This window comes from Streptomyces sp. NBC_00341, from assembly GCF_041435055.1.
Taxonomy (GTDB): Bacteria; Actinomycetota; Actinomycetes; order Streptomycetales; family Streptomycetaceae; genus Streptomyces.
The window spans coordinates 4,517,587-4,540,220 of the sequence record NZ_CP108002.1 but is presented as its reverse complement, the minus strand read 5'-3'; the positions used below and the strand labels follow the sequence as shown (position 1 = coordinate 4,540,220).

The 22,634-nt window shown below is 69.8% G+C and carries 18 protein-coding genes, 1 tRNA gene and 2 pseudogenes; 13 read left to right on the top strand and 8 right to left on the bottom strand.

The window, feature by feature from the left end:
• Nucleotides 1-15 precede the first annotated feature (15 nt).
• The 9 genes from OG892_RS20425 to OG892_RS20385 all read left to right on the top strand — a co-directional run bounded on the left by OG892_RS20425 (nt 16) and on the right by OG892_RS20385 (nt 10,070).
• Nucleotides 16-828 (top strand): hypothetical protein, encoded by an 813-nt coding sequence (locus tag OG892_RS20425; RefSeq protein ID WP_327338006.1) that lies wholly within the window; start codon nt 16-18, stop codon nt 826-828.
• Nucleotides 829-992: 164 nt separating this feature from the next.
• Nucleotides 993-1,733 (top strand): YcnI family protein, encoded by a 741-nt coding sequence (locus OG892_RS20420; RefSeq protein ID WP_073736365.1) that lies wholly within the window; start codon nt 993-995, stop codon nt 1,731-1,733.
• A gap of 75 nt (nt 1,734-1,808) precedes the next feature.
• Entirely contained in the window at nt 1,809-2,462 is a 654-nt protein-coding gene (locus OG892_RS20415; RefSeq protein WP_371629898.1) for an SCO family protein, read from the top strand.
• Nucleotides 2,459-2,908, top strand: coding sequence for a copper chaperone PCu(A)C (locus tag OG892_RS20410; protein WP_327338004.1), 450 nt, complete (start codon nt 2,459-2,461; stop codon nt 2,906-2,908). Before OG892_RS20415 ends, OG892_RS20410 begins: the two co-directional genes overlap by 4 nt.
• Nucleotides 2,909-2,922: 14 nt before the next feature.
• A complete protein-coding gene (locus tag OG892_RS20405) occupies nt 2,923-4,923 on the top strand; it encodes a copper resistance CopC/CopD family protein (protein WP_371629897.1) in 2,001 nt (666 codons plus the stop codon).
• Nucleotides 4,924-4,952: 29 nt separating this feature from the next.
• On the top strand, nt 4,953-6,344 hold the full coding sequence (gene efeB / locus OG892_RS20400; protein WP_371629896.1) for an iron uptake transporter deferrochelatase/peroxidase subunit: 1,392 nt from the start codon (nt 4,953-4,955) through the stop codon (nt 6,342-6,344).
• 59 nt (nt 6,345-6,403) lie between these two features.
• On the top strand, nt 6,404-7,339 hold the full coding sequence (gene pheA / locus OG892_RS20395) for a prephenate dehydratase (RefSeq protein ID WP_024492880.1): 936 nt from the start codon (nt 6,404-6,406) through the stop codon (nt 7,337-7,339).
• A 638-nt stretch (nt 7,340-7,977) separates the two neighbouring features.
• Entirely contained in the window at nt 7,978-9,267 is a 1,290-nt protein-coding gene (gene serS / locus OG892_RS20390; protein WP_328866241.1) for a serine--tRNA ligase, read from the top strand.
• Entirely contained in the window at nt 9,264-10,070 is an 807-nt protein-coding gene (locus tag OG892_RS20385; RefSeq protein ID WP_073736359.1) for an HAD family hydrolase, read from the top strand. Before serS ends, OG892_RS20385 begins: the two co-directional genes overlap by 4 nt.
• A 98-nt stretch (nt 10,071-10,168) precedes the next feature.
• On the opposite strand, the gene OG892_RS20380 is transcribed toward OG892_RS20385, so the two are convergent.
• The 6 genes from OG892_RS20380 to OG892_RS20355 form a co-directional block, all read right to left on the bottom strand.
• A tRNA-Ser gene (locus tag OG892_RS20380) sits at nt 10,169-10,255 on the bottom strand.
• A 323-nt stretch (nt 10,256-10,578) separates the two neighbouring features.
• A complete protein-coding gene (locus tag OG892_RS20375) occupies nt 10,579-11,271 on the bottom strand; it encodes a hypothetical protein (RefSeq protein ID WP_073736529.1) in 693 nt (230 codons plus the stop codon).
• Nucleotides 11,272-11,575: 304 nt separating this feature from the next.
• Nucleotides 11,576-12,295 carry an ABC transporter permease gene (locus tag OG892_RS20370; protein ID WP_327337998.1) on the bottom strand — a complete coding sequence of 240 codons (720 nt, stop codon included), beginning with the start codon at nt 12,293-12,295 and terminating at the stop codon, nt 11,576-11,578.
• A gap of 28 nt (nt 12,296-12,323) precedes the next feature.
• On the bottom strand, nt 12,324-13,235 hold the full coding sequence (locus OG892_RS20365; protein WP_073736357.1) for an ABC transporter ATP-binding protein: 912 nt from the start codon (nt 13,233-13,235) through the stop codon (nt 12,324-12,326).
• Nucleotides 13,232-14,140: an ABC transporter permease gene (locus OG892_RS20360; RefSeq protein WP_073736356.1), complete on the bottom strand. Its 909-nt coding sequence runs from the start codon at nt 14,138-14,140 to the stop codon at nt 13,232-13,234. The genes OG892_RS20365 and OG892_RS20360 overlap by 4 nt, the downstream gene beginning before the upstream one ends.
• Nucleotides 14,130-15,164 (bottom strand): ABC transporter ATP-binding protein, encoded by a 1,035-nt coding sequence (locus tag OG892_RS20355; protein WP_328866243.1) that lies wholly within the window; start codon nt 15,162-15,164, stop codon nt 14,130-14,132. The genes OG892_RS20360 and OG892_RS20355 overlap by 11 nt, the downstream gene beginning before the upstream one ends.
• Nucleotides 15,165-15,448: 284 nt before the next feature.
• On the opposite strand from OG892_RS20355, the gene OG892_RS20350 reads away from it, so the two are divergent.
• The 4 genes from OG892_RS20350 (at nt 15,449) to OG892_RS20335 (ending at nt 19,734) form a co-directional block, all read left to right on the top strand.
• Nucleotides 15,449-16,300, top strand: a complete 852-nt coding sequence (locus OG892_RS20350) for a M24 family metallopeptidase (RefSeq protein ID WP_328866244.1) — start codon at nt 15,449-15,451, stop codon at nt 16,298-16,300.
• Nucleotides 16,297-18,078: an SDR family oxidoreductase gene (locus tag OG892_RS20345; RefSeq protein WP_328866245.1), complete on the top strand. Its 1,782-nt coding sequence runs from the start codon at nt 16,297-16,299 to the stop codon at nt 18,076-18,078. The genes OG892_RS20350 and OG892_RS20345 overlap by 4 nt, the downstream gene beginning before the upstream one ends.
• A complete protein-coding gene (locus tag OG892_RS20340; protein ID WP_371629895.1) occupies nt 18,075-19,043 on the top strand; it encodes a MerR family transcriptional regulator in 969 nt (322 codons plus the stop codon). The genes OG892_RS20345 and OG892_RS20340 overlap by 4 nt, the downstream gene beginning before the upstream one ends.
• A gap of 148 nt (nt 19,044-19,191) precedes the next feature.
• Nucleotides 19,192-19,734: an RNA 2'-phosphotransferase gene (locus OG892_RS20335; protein ID WP_073736351.1), complete on the top strand. Its 543-nt coding sequence runs from the start codon at nt 19,192-19,194 to the stop codon at nt 19,732-19,734.
• A gap of 15 nt (nt 19,735-19,749) precedes the next feature.
• On the opposite strand, the pseudogene OG892_RS20330 reads toward OG892_RS20335, so the two are convergent.
• Both OG892_RS20330 and OG892_RS20325 read right to left on the bottom strand, forming a co-directional pair.
• Nucleotides 19,750-21,887: pseudogene (locus OG892_RS20330) on the bottom strand (ABC transporter permease); the annotation flags it as partial.
• Between the two features lie 11 nt (nt 21,888-21,898).
• Nucleotides 21,899-22,443, bottom strand: a pseudogene (locus OG892_RS20325) (ABC transporter ATP-binding protein).
• Nucleotides 22,444-22,634 lie beyond the last annotated feature (191 nt).

Genomic DNA, 22,634 nt, shown 5'->3' with positions numbered 1-22,634 from the left:
GATGATGACCCGGCCATGTCTACGTCTGTGGGACGCGCCGGAGCCGGTCTACGGCTGTTGAGGGCCGCGGTGTTCGCCGCGGTCTGCGTCGCGCTGTCCGCGGCCGGACACGCGATGGCCGCCTGCGCGGCGGTGCCCGGGTGGACCCTGCTCGCCGGATTCCTCGGGATCCTGGCGGTGGCGGTGGCACTGGCCGGCCGCGAACGCTCGCTGCCGTCGATCGCCGCGGCCCTGGCCGCCGGACAGATCGCCCTGCACACGCTCTTCGGTGTCGGTACGCACGCCGCGACGCCGCAGCCCGCGGCCGGTGACGACTCGCTGATCCGGTTCGCGGCGAGCCTCGTCTGCGGTGCGGGCCCCGACCGGTTGAACGCCTCGGACGCCCATCGCATCGTCACCACCGCGGGCATCGATCCCGCGTCGGTGACCGCACAGGCGCATCAGCACATGGCCGCCGCCCCCTCCGACGGCATGTCCGGAGCGGCCGGCCTCGCCGGAATGTTCCCCAGCCTGCCCATGCTGCTCGGTCACCTGCTGGCGGCATTGGCCACCGGCTGGCTGCTGCGACGCGGGGAGATCGCCCTGTTCCGGCTCGCCCGGCTCTCGGCGCACGGCGCCCAGCAGGTCGCGGCCGGAGCCCGGCTGCGGGCGCTGCGCGCGGCGCTCGTCCTCGTGTCCGCCCTGCGGGCCGGCCTTCCGGACGGTCCGGCGACCGGGCCGCGCACGCTCCGTACGGCGGTCGACGCACCGGCCCCGGCCACCGGGGACCCCCTGCAGCACATGGTGATCAGGCGCGGGCCGCCACCCGCATTCGCTCTCGCAGCCTGACGCGACGCCCTCCACACGACGCGCGCACGACCCCCGCAGGCACCTCACCGGTGCGGGCGCGGGCCTGCGCGCACACAGCTCGTGAGGGGAAGAAGTGTCGCGATGCCGTCGCGCACCCGCGCGCCGGAGCACCTTCCTTCGTGCTTTGTGGAGTGATCCCTGACATGAACGTTTCCCGCATCGCCCTCGCCGGCGGCGTCGCCGCGTCCACCGTGCTGATCCTCGCCGGTACGGCCTCCGCCCACGTCAGCGTCCAGCCGGAGGGCGAGGCCGCCAAGGGCGGTTACGCCGTCATCAACTTCAAGGTCCCCAACGAGCGCGACGACGCCGCGACGACCAAGATCGAGGTCAACTTCCCGACCGATCACCCGCTGGCCTCCGTCATGCCGCAGCCGGTACCCGGCTGGGACATCAAGGTGACCACGAGCAAGCTGGCCAAGCCGCTCGACATGCACGGCAAGAAGATCAACGAGGCCGTCTCCAAGGTCACCTGGACCGCCGACGGCGGCAAGATCGAGCCCGGCCGCTTCCAGCAGTTCCCGCTCTCCGTCGGCCAGCTCCCCGAGGACGCCGACCAGCTGGTCTTCAAGGCCATCCAGACGTACGACAACAAGGAAGTCGTCCGCTGGATCGAGGAGCAGAAGGACGGGGCCGAAGAGCCCGAGAGCCCCGCTCCGGTCCTCAAGCTGACGGCCGCCGCCGACGAGGCGCACGGCGCGGCGGCCACGGACCCCGATGACAAGAGCGCCGCCGCGGACCGGTCGAAGGACGAGAAGACGACGGCATCGGCGTCCGATTCCTCCTCCAGCGACACCACGGCCCGCGTTCTCGGCATCATCGGCATCGTCATCGGCGTCGCGGGCGTCGCCTTCGGCGTCCTGGCCGGCCGGCGTCGCACCGCCTGACCCTCCACCAGGGCGGTTTTCAGAACAGCCCCCTAGCCCCACCCGCCACACCGACCCATCAGGAATCAGTGCTCCATGGTTAAGAAGTCTGTGCTGGCCGCGGCGCTCGTCGCCGCGGCCGCACTCACCCTGTCCGCCTGCGGCGGCAGTGACAACGACAGCAAGAAGCCGATCGCCGACGTCTCGACGGAGGCGAAGACCAAGGCCGCGACGGTGCTCGACGACCCGTTCACCAAGCCGGACCTCGTCCTCACCGACACCCACGGCAAGAAGTACGACCTCCGTGAGAAGACCAAGGGCAAGCCGACACTCATCTACTTCGGCTACACCAACTGCCCCGACGTCTGCCCGCTCATCATGAGCAACATCGCGATCGCCAAGAAGTCCCTCCCGCAGGCCGAGCGGGACAAGCTCCAGGTCGTCTTCGTCACCACCGACCCGGAACGCGACACCCCGTCCTCGCTGGGCAGCTGGCTCAAGGCCCAGGACCCGTCCTTCACCGGGCTCACCGGCGACTTCCCGACCATTCAGGCGGGCGCCCGGCAGATCGGCATCGGCATCGACGCGCCGAAGAAGGAGAAGGACGGCACGATCGTCTCGATGCACGGCTCGCAGGTCATGGCGTTCTCCCCGAAGACCGACAAGGGGTACGTGCTGTACAGCGAGGACACCACGCCCGACGACTACACCAAGGACCTCCCCAAGCTCCTCAAGGGGGAGACCCCGTGAACCGCCGCACCGCCCTCGCCGGCGTCCTGGCCCTCTCGACGGGTCTGACGCTGGCGGGGTGTTCCGCCACGGACAGCAAGCCGGAACTGAAGGTCACCGGCGCGTTCATGCCGCAGCCCGTCAACGACATGGCGGCCGCCTTCCTCGTCGTGCAGAACAGCGGCGGCGGTTCCGACCGGCTCACCTCCGTCACCAGCCCGCTCTCGGACGACGTCACGATCCACGAGACGAAGAACCAGGCGATGCGCATGGTGACGTCCTTCGCGGTACCCGCGGGCGGTGAGCTGGACCTGGAACGCGGTGGAAACCACATCATGTTCATGAAACTCAAACAGCAGCCGAAGCAGGGCGAGAAGGTGTCCGTGGAGCTGCACTTCGAGAAGGCCGACCCCATCAAGGTCGACCTTCCCGTGAAGGAGACCACCCACAACCCGAAGAAGCAGTGAGGGACTGACAGACCATGACAGCCACCGCCCCGCCCTTCGGGCCGCCCCCGTCCGGACCCGCCATACGCAGGCCGCTCGCCGCGGCCGGAACCCTCGCCGCTCTGCTCGGTGTGGTGTTCGGTCTGCTGCTGGCGGTCGCGGGTCCCGCGTCGGCCCACGCCGCACTCACCGGGAGCGATCCACAGGACGGGGCGGTGATCGCCACCGCCCCCAAGCAGGTCACGCTGACCTTCTCCGAGCAGGTGGCCGTGGGCAAGGGATCCATCCGGATCCTGGACCCCAACGGCAAGCGCGCCGACACCGAGGCCGCCCCGCTCGATCTGCACAGCGGCTCCACCGTGAAATACGGCGTCGCCCTGCACACCGGCCTGCCCGACGGTACGTACACCGTCGCGTGGCAGGCCGTCTCCGCCGACAGCCATCCGGTCTCCGGCGCCTTCACCTTCTCCATCGGCGCTCCCTCCAAGACGACCGTCGCCCTCCCGGACAACGAGGCCGGGGGCGGCCTGGTCGGCACGCTCTACGGCATCGCGCGCTACGCCGCGTACGCCGGATTCATCGTGCTCGCGGGCGGCGCCGCCTTCGTCCTGGCCTGCTGGCAGCGCGGGGCGGGCGCACGCCCCCTGCAACGCCTCGTGGTGCGCGGCTGGATGACCCTCACCGCGGCCACACTCGCCATGCTCCTGCTGCGCAACCCCTACACCGGGTCCGGGAAGCTCGCGGACGCCTTCGACCTCGACGGGCTGCAGGCGGTCCTCGACACCAAGCCCGGCGCCGCGCTCGTCTCACGACTGCTGCTGCTCGGTGCGAGTGCGCTGTTCATCGCCGTGCTGTTCGGGGCGTACGCGAAGCGCGAGGACGAGCACGAGAAGAAGGACCTCACCTTCGGCCTCGCCGCCGGGGGCGCGGTCATCGCCGCCGGGATCGCCGGGACCTGGGCGCTCGCCGAGCACGCGTCGACCGGCATCCAGCCGGGGATCGCCATGCCGGTCGACGTGCTCCACCTGCTGGCTGTGGCGACCTGGCTGGGCGGGCTCGCGGCCCTGCTGGTCGCCCTGTACCGCACGCCCGACGTCACCCCCGACGCCGTGCGGCGCTTCTCCCGGATCGCGTTCTGCAGTGTGCTCGTGGTGGTCGCCACCGGGATCTACCAGTCCTGGCGCCAGCTCGGCTCCTGGTCCGCGCTGACCGATACGGGGTACGGGCAGCTGCTGCTCGTGAAGGTGGGGCTCGTCGCGGTGCTGGTCGGGGTCGCGTCGTTCTCCCGCCGGTGGACGGGAAGGCTGGCGGCCGGCGGCGCGGTGACGGAGAGCCCAACTGCCGAAACCGGGGCGGAGGCCGACGCCGGGGCAGAAGCCGACGCCGGGGCTGAGGCCGAAACCGAGGCGGAAGCCGACACCGCGCCGGCTTCGCTGTCGGACACTTCGACGTCGCAGGATCCCGCGCGGGCCGTCCAGCTCGCCCGGCAGAAGGCCGCCGTGGCCACCGCGGAGAAGAAGCGGGTACGTGACGCCGACCCCGACCGCTCCGGTCTCCGCCGCTCGGTGCTGGCCGAAGTCGGCGTCGCGGTGGCCCTGCTGGCGGTGACCACCATCCTGACGTCGACCGAGCCCGGCCGTACCGAGGAGGAGGCTGCCCGTGCGTCGAACGCGGCCGCCGCTCCCGCCGCGAGCGGTCCCGTCAACCTCACGCTGCCGTTCGACACCGGCGGCGAGAACGGCAAGGGCACGGTCCGGATGGACATCGACCCGGGCCGTAGCGGAACCAACGCACTCCACCTCTGGATCGAGGACGCCAACGGGAAGGCCATGGACGTCCCCGAGGTGAAACTCGCCCTCACCCTGAAGTCCAAGGACATCGGCCCCCTTCCCGTGGTTCCGGTCCGGCTGACCGAGGGGCACTGGACGACCACCGGCCTGCAGATCCCGATGGCGGGGGACTGGACCGTCGCGGCGACCGTGCGGACGTCGGACATCGACCAGACGACCGTCGACAAGAACGTGAAGATCGGCTGAGCAGGACCGTGAGCGGAAAAAGTTCGAACATGAACGTCACAGGCAACGCAGCCAACGCAGGCAAGGCAGCCAACGCACGCAGCGCAGGCAGCGCAGGCAGCGCAGAGACCGCGGGCAGAACGGGGAAGGGAAGCGGCGGATCCGGGAGCGCCGGTTCACACCACCCCGGTGCCCTCTCGCGGCGACGGCTGCTCGGCACCGCCGGAGCGGCCGGGGCCACCGGGCTGGTGCTCGGGGCAGCCGGAGGTGCGACCGGCTACGCCGCTACGCGGGACGACGCGCCGACCGCGCTGACCTCCGTCGGCTCCTCCGAGGTGATGTTTCACGGGAAACATCAGCCGGGGATCACCACCCCGCTCCAGGCGAGCGGCCATCTCATCGCCTTCGACCTGGCCCCCGGCGTCGGCCGGAAGGAGGCCGCCGCCCTGATGCGCCGCTGGTCGGCCGCCGCACAGCGGCTGATGGCCGGCGAGCCCACCGCCGGTGGCGCGGCGGACGGCACGGGGCACGACACCGGCATCGCGCTGGATGCCGGGCCGTCCTCGCTGACCGTCACCTTCGGCTTCGGCGCCACCTTCTTCGAACGCACGGGCCTGGCCGACCGCCGGCCGCCGGGGCTCGACCCGCTGCCGCCGTTCTCCGCCGACCACCTCGACAGCGCCCGCTCCGACGGCGACCTCTGGGTGCAGATCGGCGCCGACGACGCGCTCGTCGCGTTCCACGCACTGCGAGCCGTGCAGAAGGAGGCCGCCTCGACGGCCACCGTGCGCTGGCAGATGAACGGTTTCAACCGCACACCCGGCGCCACCGCCAAGCCGATGACCGCCCGTAATCTGATGGGCCAGATCGACGGCACCGGCAATCCGAAACCGGCCGACACCGACTTCGACCGGCGCGTCTTCGTCCCGTCCGGCGGCGGTGACGCGAAGTACGAATGGCTGGCCGGCGGCTCGTACGCGGTCGTCCGACGGATCAGGATGCTGCTCGACGACTGGGAGAAGCTGCCGGTGGAGCGCCAGGAACGCGTCATCGGCAGGCGCAAGGCGGACGGCGCCCCGCTGAGCGGCGGCACCGAGACCACCGCCATGGATCTCGACAAGGCGGGCCCCGACGGGAAACTCCTGATCCCCGACAACGCGCACGCCCGGATCTCCTCCCCCGAGCGCAACAGCGGAGCGGCCATGCTCCGCCGCCCGTTCTCGTACCACGACGGCATCGCCACGGACGGCACTCCGGACGCCGGGCTGCTGTTCATCTGCTGGCAGGCGGATCCGCTTCGGGGCTTCGTAGCGGTGCAGCGCAAACTCGACCGGGGAGACGCGCTCTCCCCCTTCCTGCGCCATGAGGCGAGCGGGCTGTTCGCGGTGCCGGGCGGGGCGGCGGCCGGGGAGTACGTGGGGCAGCGGCTGCTGGAGTCCTGAGCCGGGAAGGCTCAACAGTCCTGGGCTTCTGAGCCGTCACCGCGCATTAGGGTGACGGTATGTCCGCCACGCGCTACGCCTATCTCGGCCCAGAAGGCACCTTCACCGAGGTCGCCCTCCGTACGCTCCCGGAAGCCGCCACCCGCGAACTCGTCCCGATGGTCTCCGTGCCGGCGGCCCTGGACGCGGTGCGCAACGGCACGGCCGCCGCGGCACTCGTACCGATCGAGAACTCCGTCGAGGGCGGCATCACCACCACCCTCGACCAGCTCACCAGCGGTGAGCCGCTGATGATCTACCGCGAGGTGCTGCTCTCCATCACCTTCGCGCTGCTCGTGCGCCCCGGCACCAAGCTGTCCGACGTCAAGACGGTCACCGCTCACCCGGCCGCGCAGCCGCAGGTCCGCAACTGGATGGCCGCCCATCTCCCGCAGGCCGTATGGGAGTCGGCGGCGTCCAACGCGGACGGTGCCCGGCTCGTGCAGGAGGGCCGGTACGACGCCGCGTTCGCCGGTGAGTTCGCCGCGGCGACGTACGGGCTCGAACCGCTGGTGACCGAGATCCACGACGCGGAGAACGCTCAGACCCGTTTCGTTCTGGTGGGACGCCCGGCCCGGCCGGCGGCGCCGACCGGTGCGGACAAGACGTCGGTGGTCATCTGGCTGGGCGACGACCACCCCGGTGCGCTGCTCGAACTGCTCCAGGAGTTCGCGGTACGCGGGGTGAACCTGATGCTGATCCAGTCCCGGCCGACGGGTGCGGGGATCGGCAACTACTGCTTCGCGGTGGACGCCGAGGGCCATATCTCCGACCGCCGGGTGGGCGAGGCGCTGATGGGGCTGAAGCGGATCTGCCCGAACGTCCGCTTCCTCGGCTCGTATCCGCGGGCCGGTGTGACGCCTGCGGACGTGGGCCCGTTGCGTGCGGGCACGTCGGACGCGGAGTTCACGGTGGCCTCGGACTGGCTGGCCCGGAACCTGGACGGGCGGGCCTGACGGTCCGCCGCTCGTCGACGCCCTCCGGCCGTCAGGCTCGGGGCGCCGACGCTTCCGCGCACCCACGGTCCCGGTGCGATCAGCGGATTGTCATCACCGGAAAAGTTATCCACAGGCACGCGTCTCGACCTGGGGACAAGTCGACACCACAACGCGACATGGTCGACAAATCTCCCCAGTCGACCCAGATCCATCCACAGACCAGCAGGACGCCCGGTGTCACCTCAATTCCATTGATCAACTCTTTAGGCGAGGAATTCCCACCCGAACGAGCGTGCAGGCCGGGTTTGAAGCGCGATTGCGCAAGCCTTCGCACCGCTTTCGGAATGATCTCCCTCGCGTCCACAGATCTTCTTCACAGCCTGTGGATAACTTTCCGGGGCCGCCCACCCCTGTGGACAAGCGAGAGTCAACTCCCCTTCCAGGCAAGGCCGATACGTCAAGACCCATGAACCCTTCTGCCCCATTTAGGGGAATAGGGGCTCTTTATTGACGACTCCACTCGCGCCCACTCGCACCCACCCACGCATGCGCGGCGGATTCCCCTCCAGCATTACCAATACCGGCAATTCGGGCAAAAGGACACGCTTGCCAATATCGGTTCGAGCTACGGAAGCCGACACCGGTAGCCTGGAGGGGTGATTGACCTTCGCCTGCTTCGTGAGGACCCCGACCGTGTTCGCGCCTCCCAGCGCGCCCGTGGAGAGGACGTCGCGCTCGTCGACGCCCTTCTCTCCGCCGACGAACGGCGCAGGTCGTCCGGGGTTCGGTTCGACGAGCTCCGTTCCGAGCAGAAATCGCTCGGCAAGCTCATCCCCAAGGCCTCCCCGGAGGAGCGCGCCGAGCTCCTGAAGAAGGCCGAACAGCTCAAGGTCGACGTCAAGGCGGCCGACGCGGCACAGGGCGAGGCCGACGAGGAGACCAAGAGCCTGCTGCTGCGGCTCGGCAACATCGTCCACGAGGACGTGCCGGTCGGCGGCGAGGAGGACTTCGTCGTCCTGGAGACGCACGGCACCATCCGCGACTTCGGTGCGGAGGGCTTCGAGCCCAAGGACCACCTGGAGCTCGGCGAGGCGCTCGGCGCGATCGACGTGGAGCGCGGCGCGAAGGTGTCCGGCTCGCGCTTCTACTACATGACGGGCGTCGGCGCACTGCTGGAGCTCGCCCTCGTCAACGCGGCGATCGCCCAGGCCACAGAGGCCGGTTTCATCCCGATGCTCACCCCGGCGCTGGTCCGCCCGCGCGCCATGGAGGGCACCGGCTTCCTCGGCCAGGCCGCGGAGAACGTGTACCACCTGGAGAAGGACGACCACTACCTGGTCGGCACCTCCGAGGTACCGCTCGCGGCGTACCACATGGACGAGATCATCGACGCGGACAAGCTGCCGCTGCGCTACGCCGGCTTCTCGCCGTGCTTCCGCCGTGAGGCCGGTACGTACGGCAAGGACACCCGTGGCATCTTCCGGGTCCACCAGTTCAACAAGGTCGAGATGTTCTCGTACGTCGACCCGGCGGACGCCCAGGCCGAGCACCAGCGCCTGCTGGACTGGGAGAAGCAGTGGCTCACCGCTCTCGGGCTGCCCTTCCAGGTGATCGACGTCGCCACCGGCGACCTGGGCTCCTCGGCCTCCAGGAAGTTCGACTGCGAGGCGTGGATCCCGACCCAGGGCAAGTACCGCGAGCTGACCTCTGCCTCCAACTGCGACGGTTTCCAGGCGCGCCGGCTGTCCGTCAGGATGCGGGACAACCGCGACGGCAAGAAGGTGCTCCAGCCGCTGTCCACGCTGAACGGCACGCTCTGCGCCGTCCCGCGCACCATCGTGGCGATCCTGGAGAACCACCAGCTGGCCGACGGTTCGGTACGGGTGCCCGAGGTACTCCGTCCGTACCTGGGCGGGCGCGAGGTCCTGGAACCGGTCGCCAAGTGACCTTTCCCTACAAGCTCGTCGCGACCGACCTCGACGGCACGTTGCTGCGTGACGACGACACGGTCTCCGGGCGCACCCGCGAGGCACTGGCCTCGGTCACCGCGGCCGGTGCGGCGCACATCATCGTCACCGGCCGCGCCGTCCCGTGGACCCGGCACATCCTGGACGACCTGGGCTACGAGGGCCTCGCCGTCTGCGGTCAGGGCGCGCAGGTCTACCACGCGGGCGAGCAGAAGCTGCTGACCTCGCTGACGCTGGACAGGCAGCTCGCCGGTCTCGCGCTGTCCAAGGTGGAGGCGGAGATCGGTCCGCTGGCGCTGGCGGCCAGCCGCGACGGGCTGGACGGCGAGGTGCTGGTCGGTCCGGGCTACCGCGTTCAGGAGGGCCCGCTGCCTGCCGTCTTCGTCAAGGACCCGGCCGAGATGTGGGCGGCCCCGCTCAACAAGGTCTACATACAGCACCCGGATCTGGACGACGACGCGCTGGCGAAGGCCGCGCGGGCGGCGGTCGGCAATCTGGTCGACGTGGTCATGGCAGGCCCGGGGGTCGTGGAGATCCTGCCGCTCGGACTCAGCAAGGCCACCGGCCTCTCGCTGGCCGCGCGCCGACTGGGCGTGAAGGCGGCGGACACGATCGCCTTCGGCGACATGCCGAACGACATCCCGATGTTCGCGTGGTCGCGGCACGGTGTGGCGATGGCCAACGCGCACGAGGACCTGAAGACAGTGGCCCACGAGGTCACCGCGTCGAACCAGGACGACGGGATCGCCGTGGTGCTGGAGCGACTGCTCCAGCAGTCTTAGGGGCCGGCAGACATAGGGATCGGCTGCTTGAGGGGGTTGCTGCCTGAGGGGCCGGCTGCTTCAGGGGCTTGCTGCCCGAGGGCGTTTGCTGCCTGACGCGGAGGATGCGCGGATCGAACGCGCGCGGGGTTCGCACCCCGACGACGGCTTAGCAAGCCGCTGCCTTACCACTCGGCCAATCCTCCAGGGGGAGGGCGGCCGCGCGCGATGCGCATGAACGGCCGCCCCGGCGTGCTGCTCGAAGCGGCCTGTACGGAGCAGTCGCTGACTACTCCGCGGCCCGCTCGGGCACGCCTCGCTGGGAGCTCGACGGACTCGGACTCTCGGTCATCGCCGCGCTCCTCTCCCGGTCTGTGGTGCCGTACCCGGCGGGTGCCGTACCGCCTACTGTGCCGCGCACCCGATGTCCGGTGCCACTCATTTACGGGCGGTGAGTGTTGCCGGTTTCGCGCCGGTGACACCGGACATCAGGACCTTCCCAGAGCCCCCTCAGAAACTCAGAACCCCCTCAGATCCTGTTGCGGCGGCTGAGATCCTTCAGGTTTCGCGCGAGCTCGTCCATCCGGCCGTCCAGCCGCACGATGTCCTCCGACACTCCGCCCAGCCGCACGCTCAGGGCACCGATCACCTGCTGGGTGACCTCCAGCCTCCGGTCGAGGCTGTCGAGCCGGAGCGACATCCGGTTGAGGACCGGTCCCAGCTCCTGGAGGGCGGTGCCGACACCGGCCAGGCAGCTCTCGACCCGGGTGACACGGTGTTCGAGCGAGGCGTATCCCGCCCGCAGGTCCTGCTCGGCGTCGAGGAGGTACGTACGGACGCAGCGGGCGATGTCGCTGTCGCGAAGAAGCATCGCGACGTTGAGGACGGTCCTGCGGGTGTACAGCGTGAGCTGCGCGTGCGCCTGTGGATAACTTTCTCCCTGCCCTCCGTCCAATAGGGACATCATGTCCCTATTAAAAATCCGCAGGTCAGAGCCACGCAGCAGCCTCAGGCCGTTCTCCTCCATCTCCGCGCGGTGGCGCTGGATCACCTTCTTGACTACCTCTGTGGATACTTCGAAGTACCGAGCCACACCCTCGGTACGAACGTGAATTCCGTCCGGGAGCATGACAAGGCTCTTCACCTTGTCCAGGGCGTCGACACGTCCCATCTGCTCGACGCGCAGCGCGCGCGATTCGAGCAGGGCGATTTCCGTGGGCATGAACATGCCTTCCGATCGGGAGAGCTGGAGAGCTACGGAGACAGCCCTCTCCCCGGGCTTCAGGGGCGGAGGACGCTCACGGTTGCCACTTGCTCTACGACCGACCCGACGGGTGTCGCCCTCAGGCGCGTCCCAGCGGCATCGGCCATCTCCGAATTCACGAAAGCTCGACGTCTCAGATTCCAGTTGCCTCCACGCACCCGGAGCAACGAACCGATATCCGTACAGTTACGCGTAATACTGTCCGACATGCGACAACCCCCGCCCATCGGACGGGGGTTGTCGCATCACAGGATGTCCGTGCTCACTCCTCGCCGGCGAGCTTCAGGGTGCGCAGCTTCTGGCCCGCGTACCAGGTCGCCAACACGGTGACCGCGATCAGCAGCACGGTCGCGAGCGGCAGTCCGACGTCGGAGGTGATGGCGCCGCCCCCGCCGACCTTCTCGGCCAGCGCGAGGGACCACTGCTGGACGCTGAGCGTGCGCGCGCCGGGAACCAGGCTGCCGAAGAGGGCTTCCCAGACCAGGGCGTAGACGAGTCCGAGGACCACCGCGTGCCGGCTGACCGTGCCCAGCAGGAGGAACAGCGCGCTGTAGGCGATCGAGGCGACCAGGGCGGCGATCGTGTAGGCCACCGCGATCTGCTGGCCGTTGCCGTTGAGGATCAGGCCGGCGATCATGGTGGGCACCGCCGAGAAGACCATCGTCACGGCGATTGCCACGATCAGCTTGGTGAAGATGATCGTCGGCCGGGTCACCGGCTTGGCCAGCAGGTAGACGATCGAGCCGTCGTCGATCTCCGGCCCGATGGCTCCGGTCCCGGCGATCACGCCGATCAGCGGCACCATGGTGGCGATGGCGAAGCCGCCCAGCACATCCGAGGCGACCTGGTCGTCGGCCCCCGCGAACATCCGGACCGCCACCGCGATGACCACCAGCAGTGCGGGCAGGATGAAGAGGATGGCGGCCCGGCGCCGGCCGAGCAGGGCCCGGTAGGTGAGCCGGGCGACTGTGGGGTCGTACATGACGTCACAGCTCCTTTCAGGCCACTACTCAGGCCGCTACGAGATAGGAAAAGACCGATTCGAGAGATTCGTCGGACGGCGAAACGGTCAGCAGCCGGATGCCCTGTTCGCGTGCCACCTTCGGCAGCAGTGTGGTGAAACGTCCGAAGTCGACCGCCTGGATGCGCAGGGCGTTCTCGCCCAGGTCCACCTCGATCCCGGCTGTCGACGGGTCCGCGATGAGCGCGGCGGCGAGCGCGCGGTCGTCGCTGGACCGTACGAGATAGCGGTGCGGGCGGTCCGTCATCAGCCGGCGGATCTTCCGGAAGTCACCGGACGCGGCGTGCCGGCCGGCCACGATCACCTCGATGTGCGAGGCGAGTTGCTCGACCTCTTCGAGGATGTGGGAGGAGAAGAGGACCGTGCGGCCCTCCGCCCCCATCCGTCGCAGCAGTTCCATCAGCTGCATCCGCTGGCGCGGGTCCATTCCGTTGAACGGCTCGTCGAGCAGCAGCACGGACGGGTCGTGGACCAGCGCGGAGGCCATCTTCACGCGCTGGCGCATGCCCTTGCTGTACGTCGAGATCTTGCGGTCCTGCGCGTACTCCATCTGGACCGTGGCCAGCGAGGCGGCCGCCTCCGCGTCGCCCAGACCGTGCAGTTCGGCGTTGGCCACCACGAACTCGCGGCCGGTCAGGAAGTCGTACATGCCCTCCCGCTCGGGCACGATGCCGATGTCCCGGTAGACGGCCTCGTTGCGCCAGATCGCCTTCCCGTCGAGCGTGACGGTGCCCGTGGACGGGGCGAGGAATCCGGCCATCATGTTGATCAGCGTGGACTTGCCGGCGCCGTTGGGACCCAGCAGACCGGTGACGCCCGGCCCCACGGTCATGCTCACGTCGTTGACGGCGACCACGTTGCCGAACCAGCGGGAGGTGTGGTCGATCTCGATGGTGGTCACAGCCCGACCCTCCGGTAGCGGCGCATCAGTACGGCGTACGAGCCGGCGACGAGCGCGAGAACAACGATCAGATAGACCACTCCGGCACCGGCCCCCGGGCCTTCCCCTCCGGGGAAGGCGGAGTCGGCTCCGAGGAAGGCGGTCTGCACCCCGTCGATCAGCGTGATCGGCGAGAAGAGCCCCAGCCACGGGACGGCTCCCCCGGACCCCGTCGACCAGGCGATGCCCTGGACGGTGGAGACCGCACCGTAGGAGATGGTGAGTACGGCGATCACCGCGGCGACGCCGAAGCCCCGGCGCGGGGTGAGCGCGGCCATCACGAGGCCGAGACCGGCGAAGAGCACGGAGAGCAGCGCCACCGAGACCATCCCCTGGGCGAACCACTTGGTCTGGTCGCCGAAGTCGAACTTCCCCAGCAGGGCACCCGCGTACAGGATGACGAGCGGCGCTCCGGTGAGGACGAAGAGCGCGGAGGCCATGGCGGCGAACTTCGCGATGACGTAGTCGCCCCGCTCGATCGGCCGCGAGAAGTACAGCGGCACGCTCTTGAAGCGAAGGTCCCTGGAGACCGACTGCGGTGCCTGCGAGGCCAGGAACAGCCCGATGACCGCCTGCAGGTAGATCGCGTAGGAGGTGTACTTCACCGGCAGCTTCGTCGAGTCGGGGATGTTGATGGCCACCGCCACGATGATCGCGGCGACCAGGCACATCACGCCGAACAGCAGCATGGGCAGCACCTTGGACTTGGCCGACCGGCCGAGCCCGAAGGAACCGCGCAGGGACTGCGAGTAGAGGGAGCGGCGCGCGTAGGCCCGGCCGAGGCGGGGGCCGTCATAGGCGCGGTAGCCGATGTTGTGGATCCGGGAGGTCTCGCTCCCGATCGCGGCGCCGGTCTCAGTGCTCATCGCTAGCGCTCCCCTTCTGCTGTACGGCTCCGGCGGCCACGGACGCGTGCTGCGCCACGGCCTGCGCCGCCGGTGCCTCTTCGGTACGGAAGACCTCTGCGATGTGGTGGCGGCGCTGTTCCATCCGGACGAGGCCGAGGCCGAGGGCGGCGACGCTGTCGCGGACGGTGTCGTACGTCTCCTCGCCGGTCGCCTCGATCAGCAGGATGTGGCCCGCACCCGGCAGCCCCTCCGCGTCCAGGCCGTCGAGGCCCACCAGCTTGATCCCCGTCTCCGTGAGAGCCCGGCGCAGCGCGTCGGTGCCGTCGGGGTGGGTGTCGCTGTCGGTGACCTCGACCGCGAGGGTCGTGGTGGTCTGGGTGAAGTCGCTGGTGGAGCTGGAGCGCAGCAGTGCTCCGCCGTCGATGACGACGACGTGGTCGCAGGTGCGTTCCAGTTCGCCCAGGAGGTGCGAGGTGACCAGGACCGAGATGCCGAAGTCGGTGTGCACCCGCCGGATCAGGCCGAGCATCTCGTCGCGGCCGACCGGGTCCAGTCCGTTGGTCGGCTCGTCGAGGAGGACCAGCTGCGGGTCGTGGACCAGCGCCTGGGCCAGCTTCACCCGCTGCTTCATACCGGTCGAGTAGCCGCCGATGGGGCGGTAGCGCTCCTCGTACAGCCCGACGTGGCGCAGCGTGTCCGCGGTGCGTTCGCGCGCCGCGGTGGGCGGCAGTCCGGACATCCGGGCCATGTGTACGACGAACTCGGTGGCCGAGACGTCGGGCGGCAGGCAGTCGTGCTCGGGCATGTAGCCGACCCGTTCCCGGATGGCGGCGCCGCTGGTCGAGACATCGAGCCCGAGCACCGCGGCCCGGCCCTCGGTGGCGGGAGACAGACCCAGCAGGATCTTGATCAACGTGGACTTGCCGGCTCCGTTGGCGCCCACCAGTCCGGTCACACCGGGGCCGATGTCCAAGGAGAGCCGGTCAAGCGCGGTAACCCGTGGGAACCGCTTGCTCAGGCTTTCGGTCGCAATGACAGTCACGTCAACGACGTTAGTGGTGCGGGCCACACCGGTCGTCAGACCTGGCGGTTGGATTCTCGTCAACCTCCAGATGTACGGACCCGTAGGGGGGACCCCAAGGAGGAGGAGTCGGGCGCTCCGGTTCCGGCTGCCGCGACCGGCGGTCAGGTTCGGCTGCCGTGCCGGGTGCGGGGTGGGTTATCCACAGGTCCTGCGGACCTCTTGACGTAGCCGCCGGACATTGTCACATTCATCAGTGTCACGTTACGGGCACGTACCGCACACGGCAGGGAACGGACGGTGGCATGGCTTCGCGAGTGAACGGCCAACAGGCCCCGGAGCTCCAGGGCTTCAGAGAAGTGCAACGCCTCGCGTACGCCTGCGCTGAAGCGGTCGCCGCCCGCCTGCGGCCGGGGATGACCGAGCGGGAGGCGGCCCGGATGCAGCGCGAGTGGCTGAGCCGGCGCGGGGTGCGGGACTGGTTCCATCTCCCCTTCGCCTGGTTCGGGGACCGCACGGCGTTCACCGGCTTCAAGGTGCCGCTGCAGTTCTTCCCGACCGACCGGCGGCTGGAGCCGGGGATGCCGTTCATACTCGACATGGCGCCTGTGTACAAAGGATTCACCGCTGACGTCGGCTACTCGGGCTGCCTGGGGCTGAACCCGCTGCACGACAGGCTGCTCGCCGACCTTGAGGCGCACCGCGAGCTCATCCTGCGCGAGGTGCGCGAGCGGCGCCCGCTGCGCGGGATATACGAGGACGTCGACCGCCTGATGATCAGGCAGGGTTACGCCAACCGGCACCGCGCGTATCCGTTCGGTGTCATCGCCCACAAGGTCGACCGGGTCACCGAACGACGCTGGTCGCCACGGGTGTTCGGATTCGGCACCCAGTCGCTCAAGGGGCTGCTGAGCGACGCGGTCCACGGGCACCGGGAGGGCTGGTCGCCGCTCTGGAGTCCGTACCGCTTCTCCGGCCATCCGCCGCAGCCGGGACTGTGGGCGGTCGAGCCCCATCTCGGATTCCGGGGTACCGGCGCGAAGTTCGAGGAGATCCTGGTCGTCACCGACTCACGGGACCCCGAGCAGAGCGCCTTCTGGCTGGACGACGATCTGCCGCATGTGCGGCGCTGGGCCGAGGAGAGGGTGGCGGCATGAGTCTGCTGGATCTGCCGGGGGCGCGCGAGCGCCGGGTGGCCACGGGCGGTATCGAGCTGTGCGTCGTCGAGCTGGGCGAGGCGACGCGTCCGACGATCGTGCTCGTGCACGGCTACCCGGACAGCAAGGAGGTCTGGACACAGGTCGCGCGGCAACTGGCCGACCGGTGGCACGTCGTGCTGTACGACGTGCGCGGCCACGGCGGCTCGACGGCGCCCGTTCCGCTGCGCGGCGGTTTCACCCTGGAGAAGCTGACCGACGATTTCCTGGCCGTCGCCGACGCGGTGAGCCCGGACCGGCCGGTGCACGTGGTCGGGCACGACTGGGGTTCGGTGCAGGCCTGGGAGTTCGCGACGGTCAGCCGCACCGAGGGCCGGATCGCGTCCTTCACCTCGATGTCCGGTCCCTCCCTGGACCACTTCGGGCACTGGATCAAGCAGCGGATGGCCCGGCCCACTCCCCGCCGGGTCGGCCAGCTGCTGGGCCAGGGCGCCAAGTCCTGGTACGTGTACATGCTGCACACCCCGGTCCTGCCGGAGCTCGCCTGGCGCGGGCCGCTCGGCAAGCGGTGGCCCGGCATCCTGGAGCGGCTGGAGAAGGTGCCGCCGGGCGACTACCCGACGGCCTCCCTGCCCGACGACGCGGCGCACGGGGCCTGGCTCTACCGCGACAACGTCCGGACCCGGCTGCGCAGGCCCCGCGCCGACGCCTACGCGCACGTGCCGGTCCAGCTGATCACACCGACGGGCGACATCTTCCTCTCGGAGCAGCTCTACGACGGACTCGACGCATGGGTGCCGCAGTTGACCCGCCGCTCGCTGCCGGCCAAGCACTGGGTGCCGCGCACCAGGCCGGACCAGCTGGCCTCCTGGATCAACGAGTTCGCCGCCGCCAACGAGTCCGCCTCACAGGGTGGCATCCCGGTGCGGGACACCGCCCCGAAGGGTGCGCACGCGGACCGGTTCGGCGGACAGCTCGTTCTGGTGACGGGCGCGGCCGGCGGCATCGGGCGGGCCACCGCGTTCGCCTTCGCGGAGGCGGGTGCCCGGGTGGTGGCCGTGGACCGGGACGCGGACGGTGCGGGCCGGACGGCCGAGCTGGCCAGGCTGATCGGCGCCCCGGCCGCCTGGGCGGAAACGGTCGACGTCAGTGACGAGGCGGCCATGGAGAAGCTGGCCGAAAAGGTCGCCACCGAGTACGGGATCGTCGACGTGCTGGTCAACAACGCCGGGATCGGGCTGTCCGGCTCGTTCCTGGACACGACCGTCGAGGACTGGAAACAGGTCCTCGACGTCAACCTCTGGGGCGTCATCCACGGCTGCAGGCTCTTCGGTAAGCAGATGGCCGAGCGCGGACAGGGCGGCCATATCGTCAACACGGCCTCCGCCGCCGCGTATCAGCCGTCGCGCGCGCTCCCGGCGTACAGCACATCGAAGGCCGCCGTTCTGATGCTCAGCGAATGCCTGCGGGCCGAGCTCGCCGAGAAGTCGATCGGGGTCAGCGCGGTCTGCCCAGGCATCGTGAACACGAACATCACCGCGACCACCCATTTCGCCGGGGCGGACGCGGCGGAGGAGCAGCGGCTGCGGAAGCGGACGAGCAAGCTGTACGGAGCCCGCAACTACCCGCCGGAGAAGGTCGCGGAGGCGGTCCTGCGGGCAGTCGTCCGCAATCAGGCCGTCGTCCCGGTGACGCCGGAGTCGCACGCCGCCCGGTTCCTGTCCCGGCTCAGCCCCGGGACGCTGCGCGGCATCGCCCGGCTGAAGCCGCCGCTGTGAACGGCCCGGGGCCGACGGCCGGGCGGGCGGCCGCGGAGTACCGGATCGAGGACCTGGCGCATGCCAGCGGTGCCACGGTCCGCACGATCCGCGCCTATCAGGACCGCGGGCTGCTGCCGACCCCGGAACGGCGGGGCCGGGCCAATGTGTACCGGGACACCCATCTCTCCCGGCTCCGGCAGATCGCCGACCTGCTCGACCGCGGCTACACCCTGGCCAGCATCAAGGAGTTGCTGGAGGCGTGGGACACCGGGCGCGGCCTCGGAGGGGTGCTCGGGCTCGTCGCGGAGGTCCACGGGCCGTGGACCGACGAGCGGGCGGACCGGATCACCAGGGCCGAGCTGGATGTGAGGTTCGGCGGCACGCAGGACGAGCAGGCTGTCGCGGAGGCGGTGGACCTCGGGGTGCTGGAGCGGATCCCCGGCCGCGACGACGAGTTCCTGGTACCGAGCCCCCAGGAGCTCGCGGTAGCGGTGGAGTTGCATGCGGCGGGCGTGCCGCTGAGCGCGATCTCCGGGCATCTGAGGGAACTTCGGGGCCAGGTCGAGCAGATAGCCTCCCGTTTCCTGGAGTTCACGACCGAGCACGTCTTCGCCCGCTATCTCGGCCATCGGCCGCCGACCGACGCGGACGCCGCCGAGGCGGCGTCACTGGTGCGCAGGCTCCGACCGCTCGCCCAGCAGACAGTGGACGCCGAACTCGCGCGGGCGATGCGGACGTTCGCCACCCGCCATCTGGACCACCACCTCACCGCGGAGGAACCCTTCACCTCGGGATCCACCGCACATCCACCGGTCCCGGTAGCTCTGCCGCCCGGAACAATCACGGCTGTGGAGAGCCTGGTTGGTCGGGAACGGGCCGCCGCCTTCATCACCGCAGCCACCGAACGTGAGCTCCAGGCAAGGACATTGGACACACTTGCCTCATCTCACGCAAAAGAAGAGAAACTTGACCAAATAGACTAAAGTCCACGCTACTTGTCCACAGAAACGCCAAATTCCCTGTGGATAACCTGAGTTGGCTGTGGATCAAACCTGTGTACAAGATTTGCCGCTGTGGATCCCGAACGAAATCCGGATGCGCCGGAGAAGGTGGCGCGGGCACCCTGAACGGATGGATGAAAGACGCACCGTAAAGGTGTCGAAGTACCTCTCGAAGCACCTCCGGCATCAGCCGGAACGGATCGGACTCCAGCTCGACGCACATGGCTGGGTGGCCATCGACGACCTGCTCCGGGCGACGGCCCGCCACCGGTTCCCCCTCACCCGGGCCGAGCTCGACCACGTCGTCGCCTCGAACGACAAGCAGAGATTCGCCGTCGAGGGCGACCGCATCCGGGCGAGCCAGGGGCACACCGTCGACGTGGACCTGGACCTGCCGCCTGCCGAGCCGCCCGCGTACCTCTATCACGGCACGGTCGGCCGGTTCCTGGACGCGATCCGGAGCGAGGGGCTGCGGCCGATGAACCGCACCCACGTACACCTCTCGCCGGACCGTGAGACGGCGACCCGCGTCGGAGCCCGGCGCGGCCGGCCCGTCGTGCTGTCCGTGGACACCGGCGCGATGCACCTGGCCGGTCACACCTTCCGCGTCAGCGCCAACGGAGTCTGGCTCACCGACGCGGTGCCCCCGGAGTTCCTGCGCCTGCCCGGCTGACGCGGAGCCCGGCCAGTCGCGTCGGATGTGTTCGAGTTCGACGTGCCGGTGGGTGAGGGGAAGCGAGGCCAGGGCGGCGATGAGCAGGATTCCGACGGTGCAGACCACGAGGAGGGGCAGGCCGTCGCCGTCCCAGTGGACGGTTCCCCCTCCGGTGATCAGATAGCTGGATTCGGCGAGACGGCCGGAGACCAGGGCTCCGAAGAGGCCGACGGCGAGCGGGAGCAGTACCTGGATGCACTGAGCCGCGCGCACCGTGATGTTGACGCCCACTGCCTCGATCTCCGCGGTGGGGGCGACGGCGCCGAGGCCGTCGAGAGCCGTCCGTACGGTGTCCGGTGTGGAACTCGACAGCAGGAGGAACTGCCTGCTGCGGGCTGCTGTCCTGCCGGGAGCAGGGAGGGCGGGATGAGGACATCCGCGCCGGCCAAGGCCGAGGGCTGACGCGCCCTGATGGCGAGGCTGTGGCGCGGCAGGGTTACACGGAACAGCTCCGTCCTCGCCCCTCGACTGCCGTCTGTTCGCAGGAGGAACGGACAGGTACGACCGGGCCGGGCGTCGAGGTCTTCGGCCATGTCGGAGTCGGTCAGGCGTTGGATCCTGCCATCCACACAGCCTCGGGGCGGCGCCGCGGTGAAGGCCGCGAGCTGGTCGCAGTCGGCGACCACGGCAGTGACGCGGGGTGTGGTGGAGCTTGCCCCCGCGATCCAGGAGTCCATCGCGAGAGCCTGTGACCGGACGCCTTCGACCTGGCGCATCCGGGTGCGCTGCCCGTCACTCAGATCGCTGAAGGGAAGGGCGTACTCCTGGGCGGGAGAGGTGGGCCGGCTGACGTGGGCGAGTGCGACAAGGATGCCCTGGGCAAGTGACCCGGCGTAGACGAGGAGGACGAGGCCGGTGACCACGCGCAGGGAACTGCCGGGCTCGACTTCGTTGCGGCGCATGGCGAGTGCCGGAGGGAGCGACTGAGCCGTACCCGCGAGCCGACGGGCGAGCCAGGCCGTGGCCGGCGCGAGTGCGAGAACGAGGCCGGCCCCCGTCAGCAGGACGCCGACGGGGACGAGCACCGAGTTGGCCGGCCCGTCGGAGGTGTCCTGGCCGAGGGCTCCGAGGGCGCAATAGCCGCAGATGACGCCGAGCCCCGGCAGGAGCAGCAACATCCCGTACTTCTTCGGGGGGCGGGGCTGGGAGCCTCGGCGCACCTGCAGCGGCCGGAGTGCGGCCTCACGGGCACGGTGGCGTCCGACAAACCAGGCCAGGCCGGGACAGGCGAGCAGGCAGACGGCAAGGACGGTGGTGGAGGGCCGCCCGTCGGGCGGGTACCACTGCAGTCCCGGCAGGCCGACCTGCGCGAGAAGCTCGTTGGCCAGTGCGTACACACCGACGCCGAGGAGCGCGCCGAGAAGGGCGGCAGCCACGGTCTCCACGGCGTTGACCCGCACGGTTCCCTTCACGCTCAGCCCGAGCAGACGCAGCGCGGCGAGTCGGCGTGCTCTGGCCTCTGCGGAGAGCCTGGCGCACACGGGCAGGAAGACGGCCAGTGGCAGCAACACCAGGCAGCCCAGGGCGAAGCGCAGGATGTCGAGGGTGGAGGAGTCCAGAGCGGGAGTCGGGGCCCAGGCGGATCCGAAACTCGCCGGCGGGCTTGCGGAAGGGGGTAGTTGGCCAGTTGAGCGGCCGATGTAGGCGTACAGCTCGTCGGGGCCGGTGAGGCCTTCGGGCCCGATGGTGCCGGTGACCCTGCCGGGGAGGAGCCCGGCGAGGCCGGGCTGTTCGGCCAGGGTCTCGCGCAGCCGCGGGGAGACGAGCACCTCGCCTGCCTTCGGCAGATGCTCGATACCGGGTGGGCGGGAGGTGCTGCCGCCCGCCGGGTGGCTGAGAAAGACCCGGGTGAACGGCTGCGAGCCGTAGGGGTCCTGGCGGGTCAGGAAGACGGTGTCCTCAGCGGACCGGGCATGCAGGACGCCGGTCACCGGCTGCGGTTCGCGGGCCGCGGCCCGGCTGTCGTGCGCCGCCAGGATCGCGGGGATGGTCAGCACCGCGGCAAGGCAGGCGACGCCCATCGCGCAGCCGAGGGACATCAGGAGGAAGCGGGCCTGCCCCGCGCGGCCGGCACCGCGCAGAAGGCGCAGCCCGATCAGGAACGTGGTCACGGAGTGTCCGGTCACACCACTGCCCGCCTGGCCAGCGCCCCGTCGGCCATCGTGTACCGGCTGTCCGCACGGGCAGCGACCGAGGCATCGTGCGTCACCATGATCACGGCAGTGCCCTGGGACCGCGCGAGGACCAGGAACTCCTCCAGCACCGCGTCGGCGTTGGCGCTGTCGAGGGCACCCGTAGGTTCGTCCGCGAAGACCACGGCGGGCCGGTGGACGAGAGCCCGTGCCACCGCGACTCGCTGGCTCTGGCCCCCGGAGATCTGCGACGTCCTGCGCTGCCTCAACTCGGCAAGACCCAGTCGACCGAGAATCTCGCCGGCCGCCTCGTGCGCCTGCGCCTTGCGCCGACCGGCCAGGCGGAGCGGCAACGCCGCGTTCTCCTCCACGGTCAACTCCGGCAGTAACTCCCCGTACTGGAAGACGAACCCGAACCACTGCTGCCCATGATCGCGCGGACCTCTCCGGGGCTCAGCGCGAAGTCCACTCCGCTCACGGCCCTTTGCGAGCCGTAGAGCAGCTCCACACCCGTCGCACGAAGGATGGCGTCCATGGTGAGCGGTACCTCTCTGTGTATCTCGACGGCCCCGCGCCCTTGAGACAGCGACAAGGCTCGGCAGGGTCGGGCCTCGTCACGCGGTCCGGGCCGGCCGTTACCTCCTTCGCACGCCACCTCCAGCGACAGCATCCCGACCAGATGTAACGGAGAGTAGTCAATGTGATCTCGCTGCGGCTATGAATGGG

Excerpts from the sequence above, each read along its gene's own strand:
- OG892_RS20425 (WP_327338006.1), top strand. The coding sequence starts at position 16 with ATGTCTACGTCTGTGGGACGCGCCGGAGCCGGTCTACGGCTGTTGAGG.
- OG892_RS20420 (WP_073736365.1), top strand. The coding sequence starts at position 993 with ATGAACGTTTCCCGCATCGCCCTCGCCGGCGGCGTCGCCGCGTCCACC.
- OG892_RS20415 (WP_371629898.1), top strand. The coding sequence starts at position 1,809 with ATGGTTAAGAAGTCTGTGCTGGCCGCGGCGCTCGTCGCCGCGGCCGCA.
- OG892_RS20405 (WP_371629897.1), top strand. The coding sequence starts at position 2,923 with ATGACAGCCACCGCCCCGCCCTTCGGGCCGCCCCCGTCCGGACCCGCC.
- efeB (WP_371629896.1), top strand. The coding sequence starts at position 4,953 with ATGAACGTCACAGGCAACGCAGCCAACGCAGGCAAGGCAGCCAACGCA.
- pheA (WP_024492880.1), top strand. The coding sequence starts at position 6,404 with ATGTCCGCCACGCGCTACGCCTATCTCGGCCCAGAAGGCACCTTCACC.
- OG892_RS20375 (WP_073736529.1), bottom strand. The coding sequence starts at position 11,271 with ATGCCCACGGAAATCGCCCTGCTCGAATCGCGCGCGCTGCGCGTCGAG.
- OG892_RS20370 (WP_327337998.1), bottom strand. The coding sequence starts at position 12,295 with ATGTACGACCCCACAGTCGCCCGGCTCACCTACCGGGCCCTGCTCGGC.
- OG892_RS20360 (WP_073736356.1), bottom strand. The coding sequence starts at position 14,140 with ATGAGCACTGAGACCGGCGCCGCGATCGGGAGCGAGACCTCCCGGATC.
- OG892_RS20350 (WP_328866244.1), top strand. The coding sequence starts at position 15,449 with ATGGCTTCGCGAGTGAACGGCCAACAGGCCCCGGAGCTCCAGGGCTTC.
- OG892_RS20345 (WP_328866245.1), top strand. The coding sequence starts at position 16,297 with ATGAGTCTGCTGGATCTGCCGGGGGCGCGCGAGCGCCGGGTGGCCACG.
- OG892_RS20335 (WP_073736351.1), top strand. The coding sequence starts at position 19,192 with ATGGATGAAAGACGCACCGTAAAGGTGTCGAAGTACCTCTCGAAGCAC.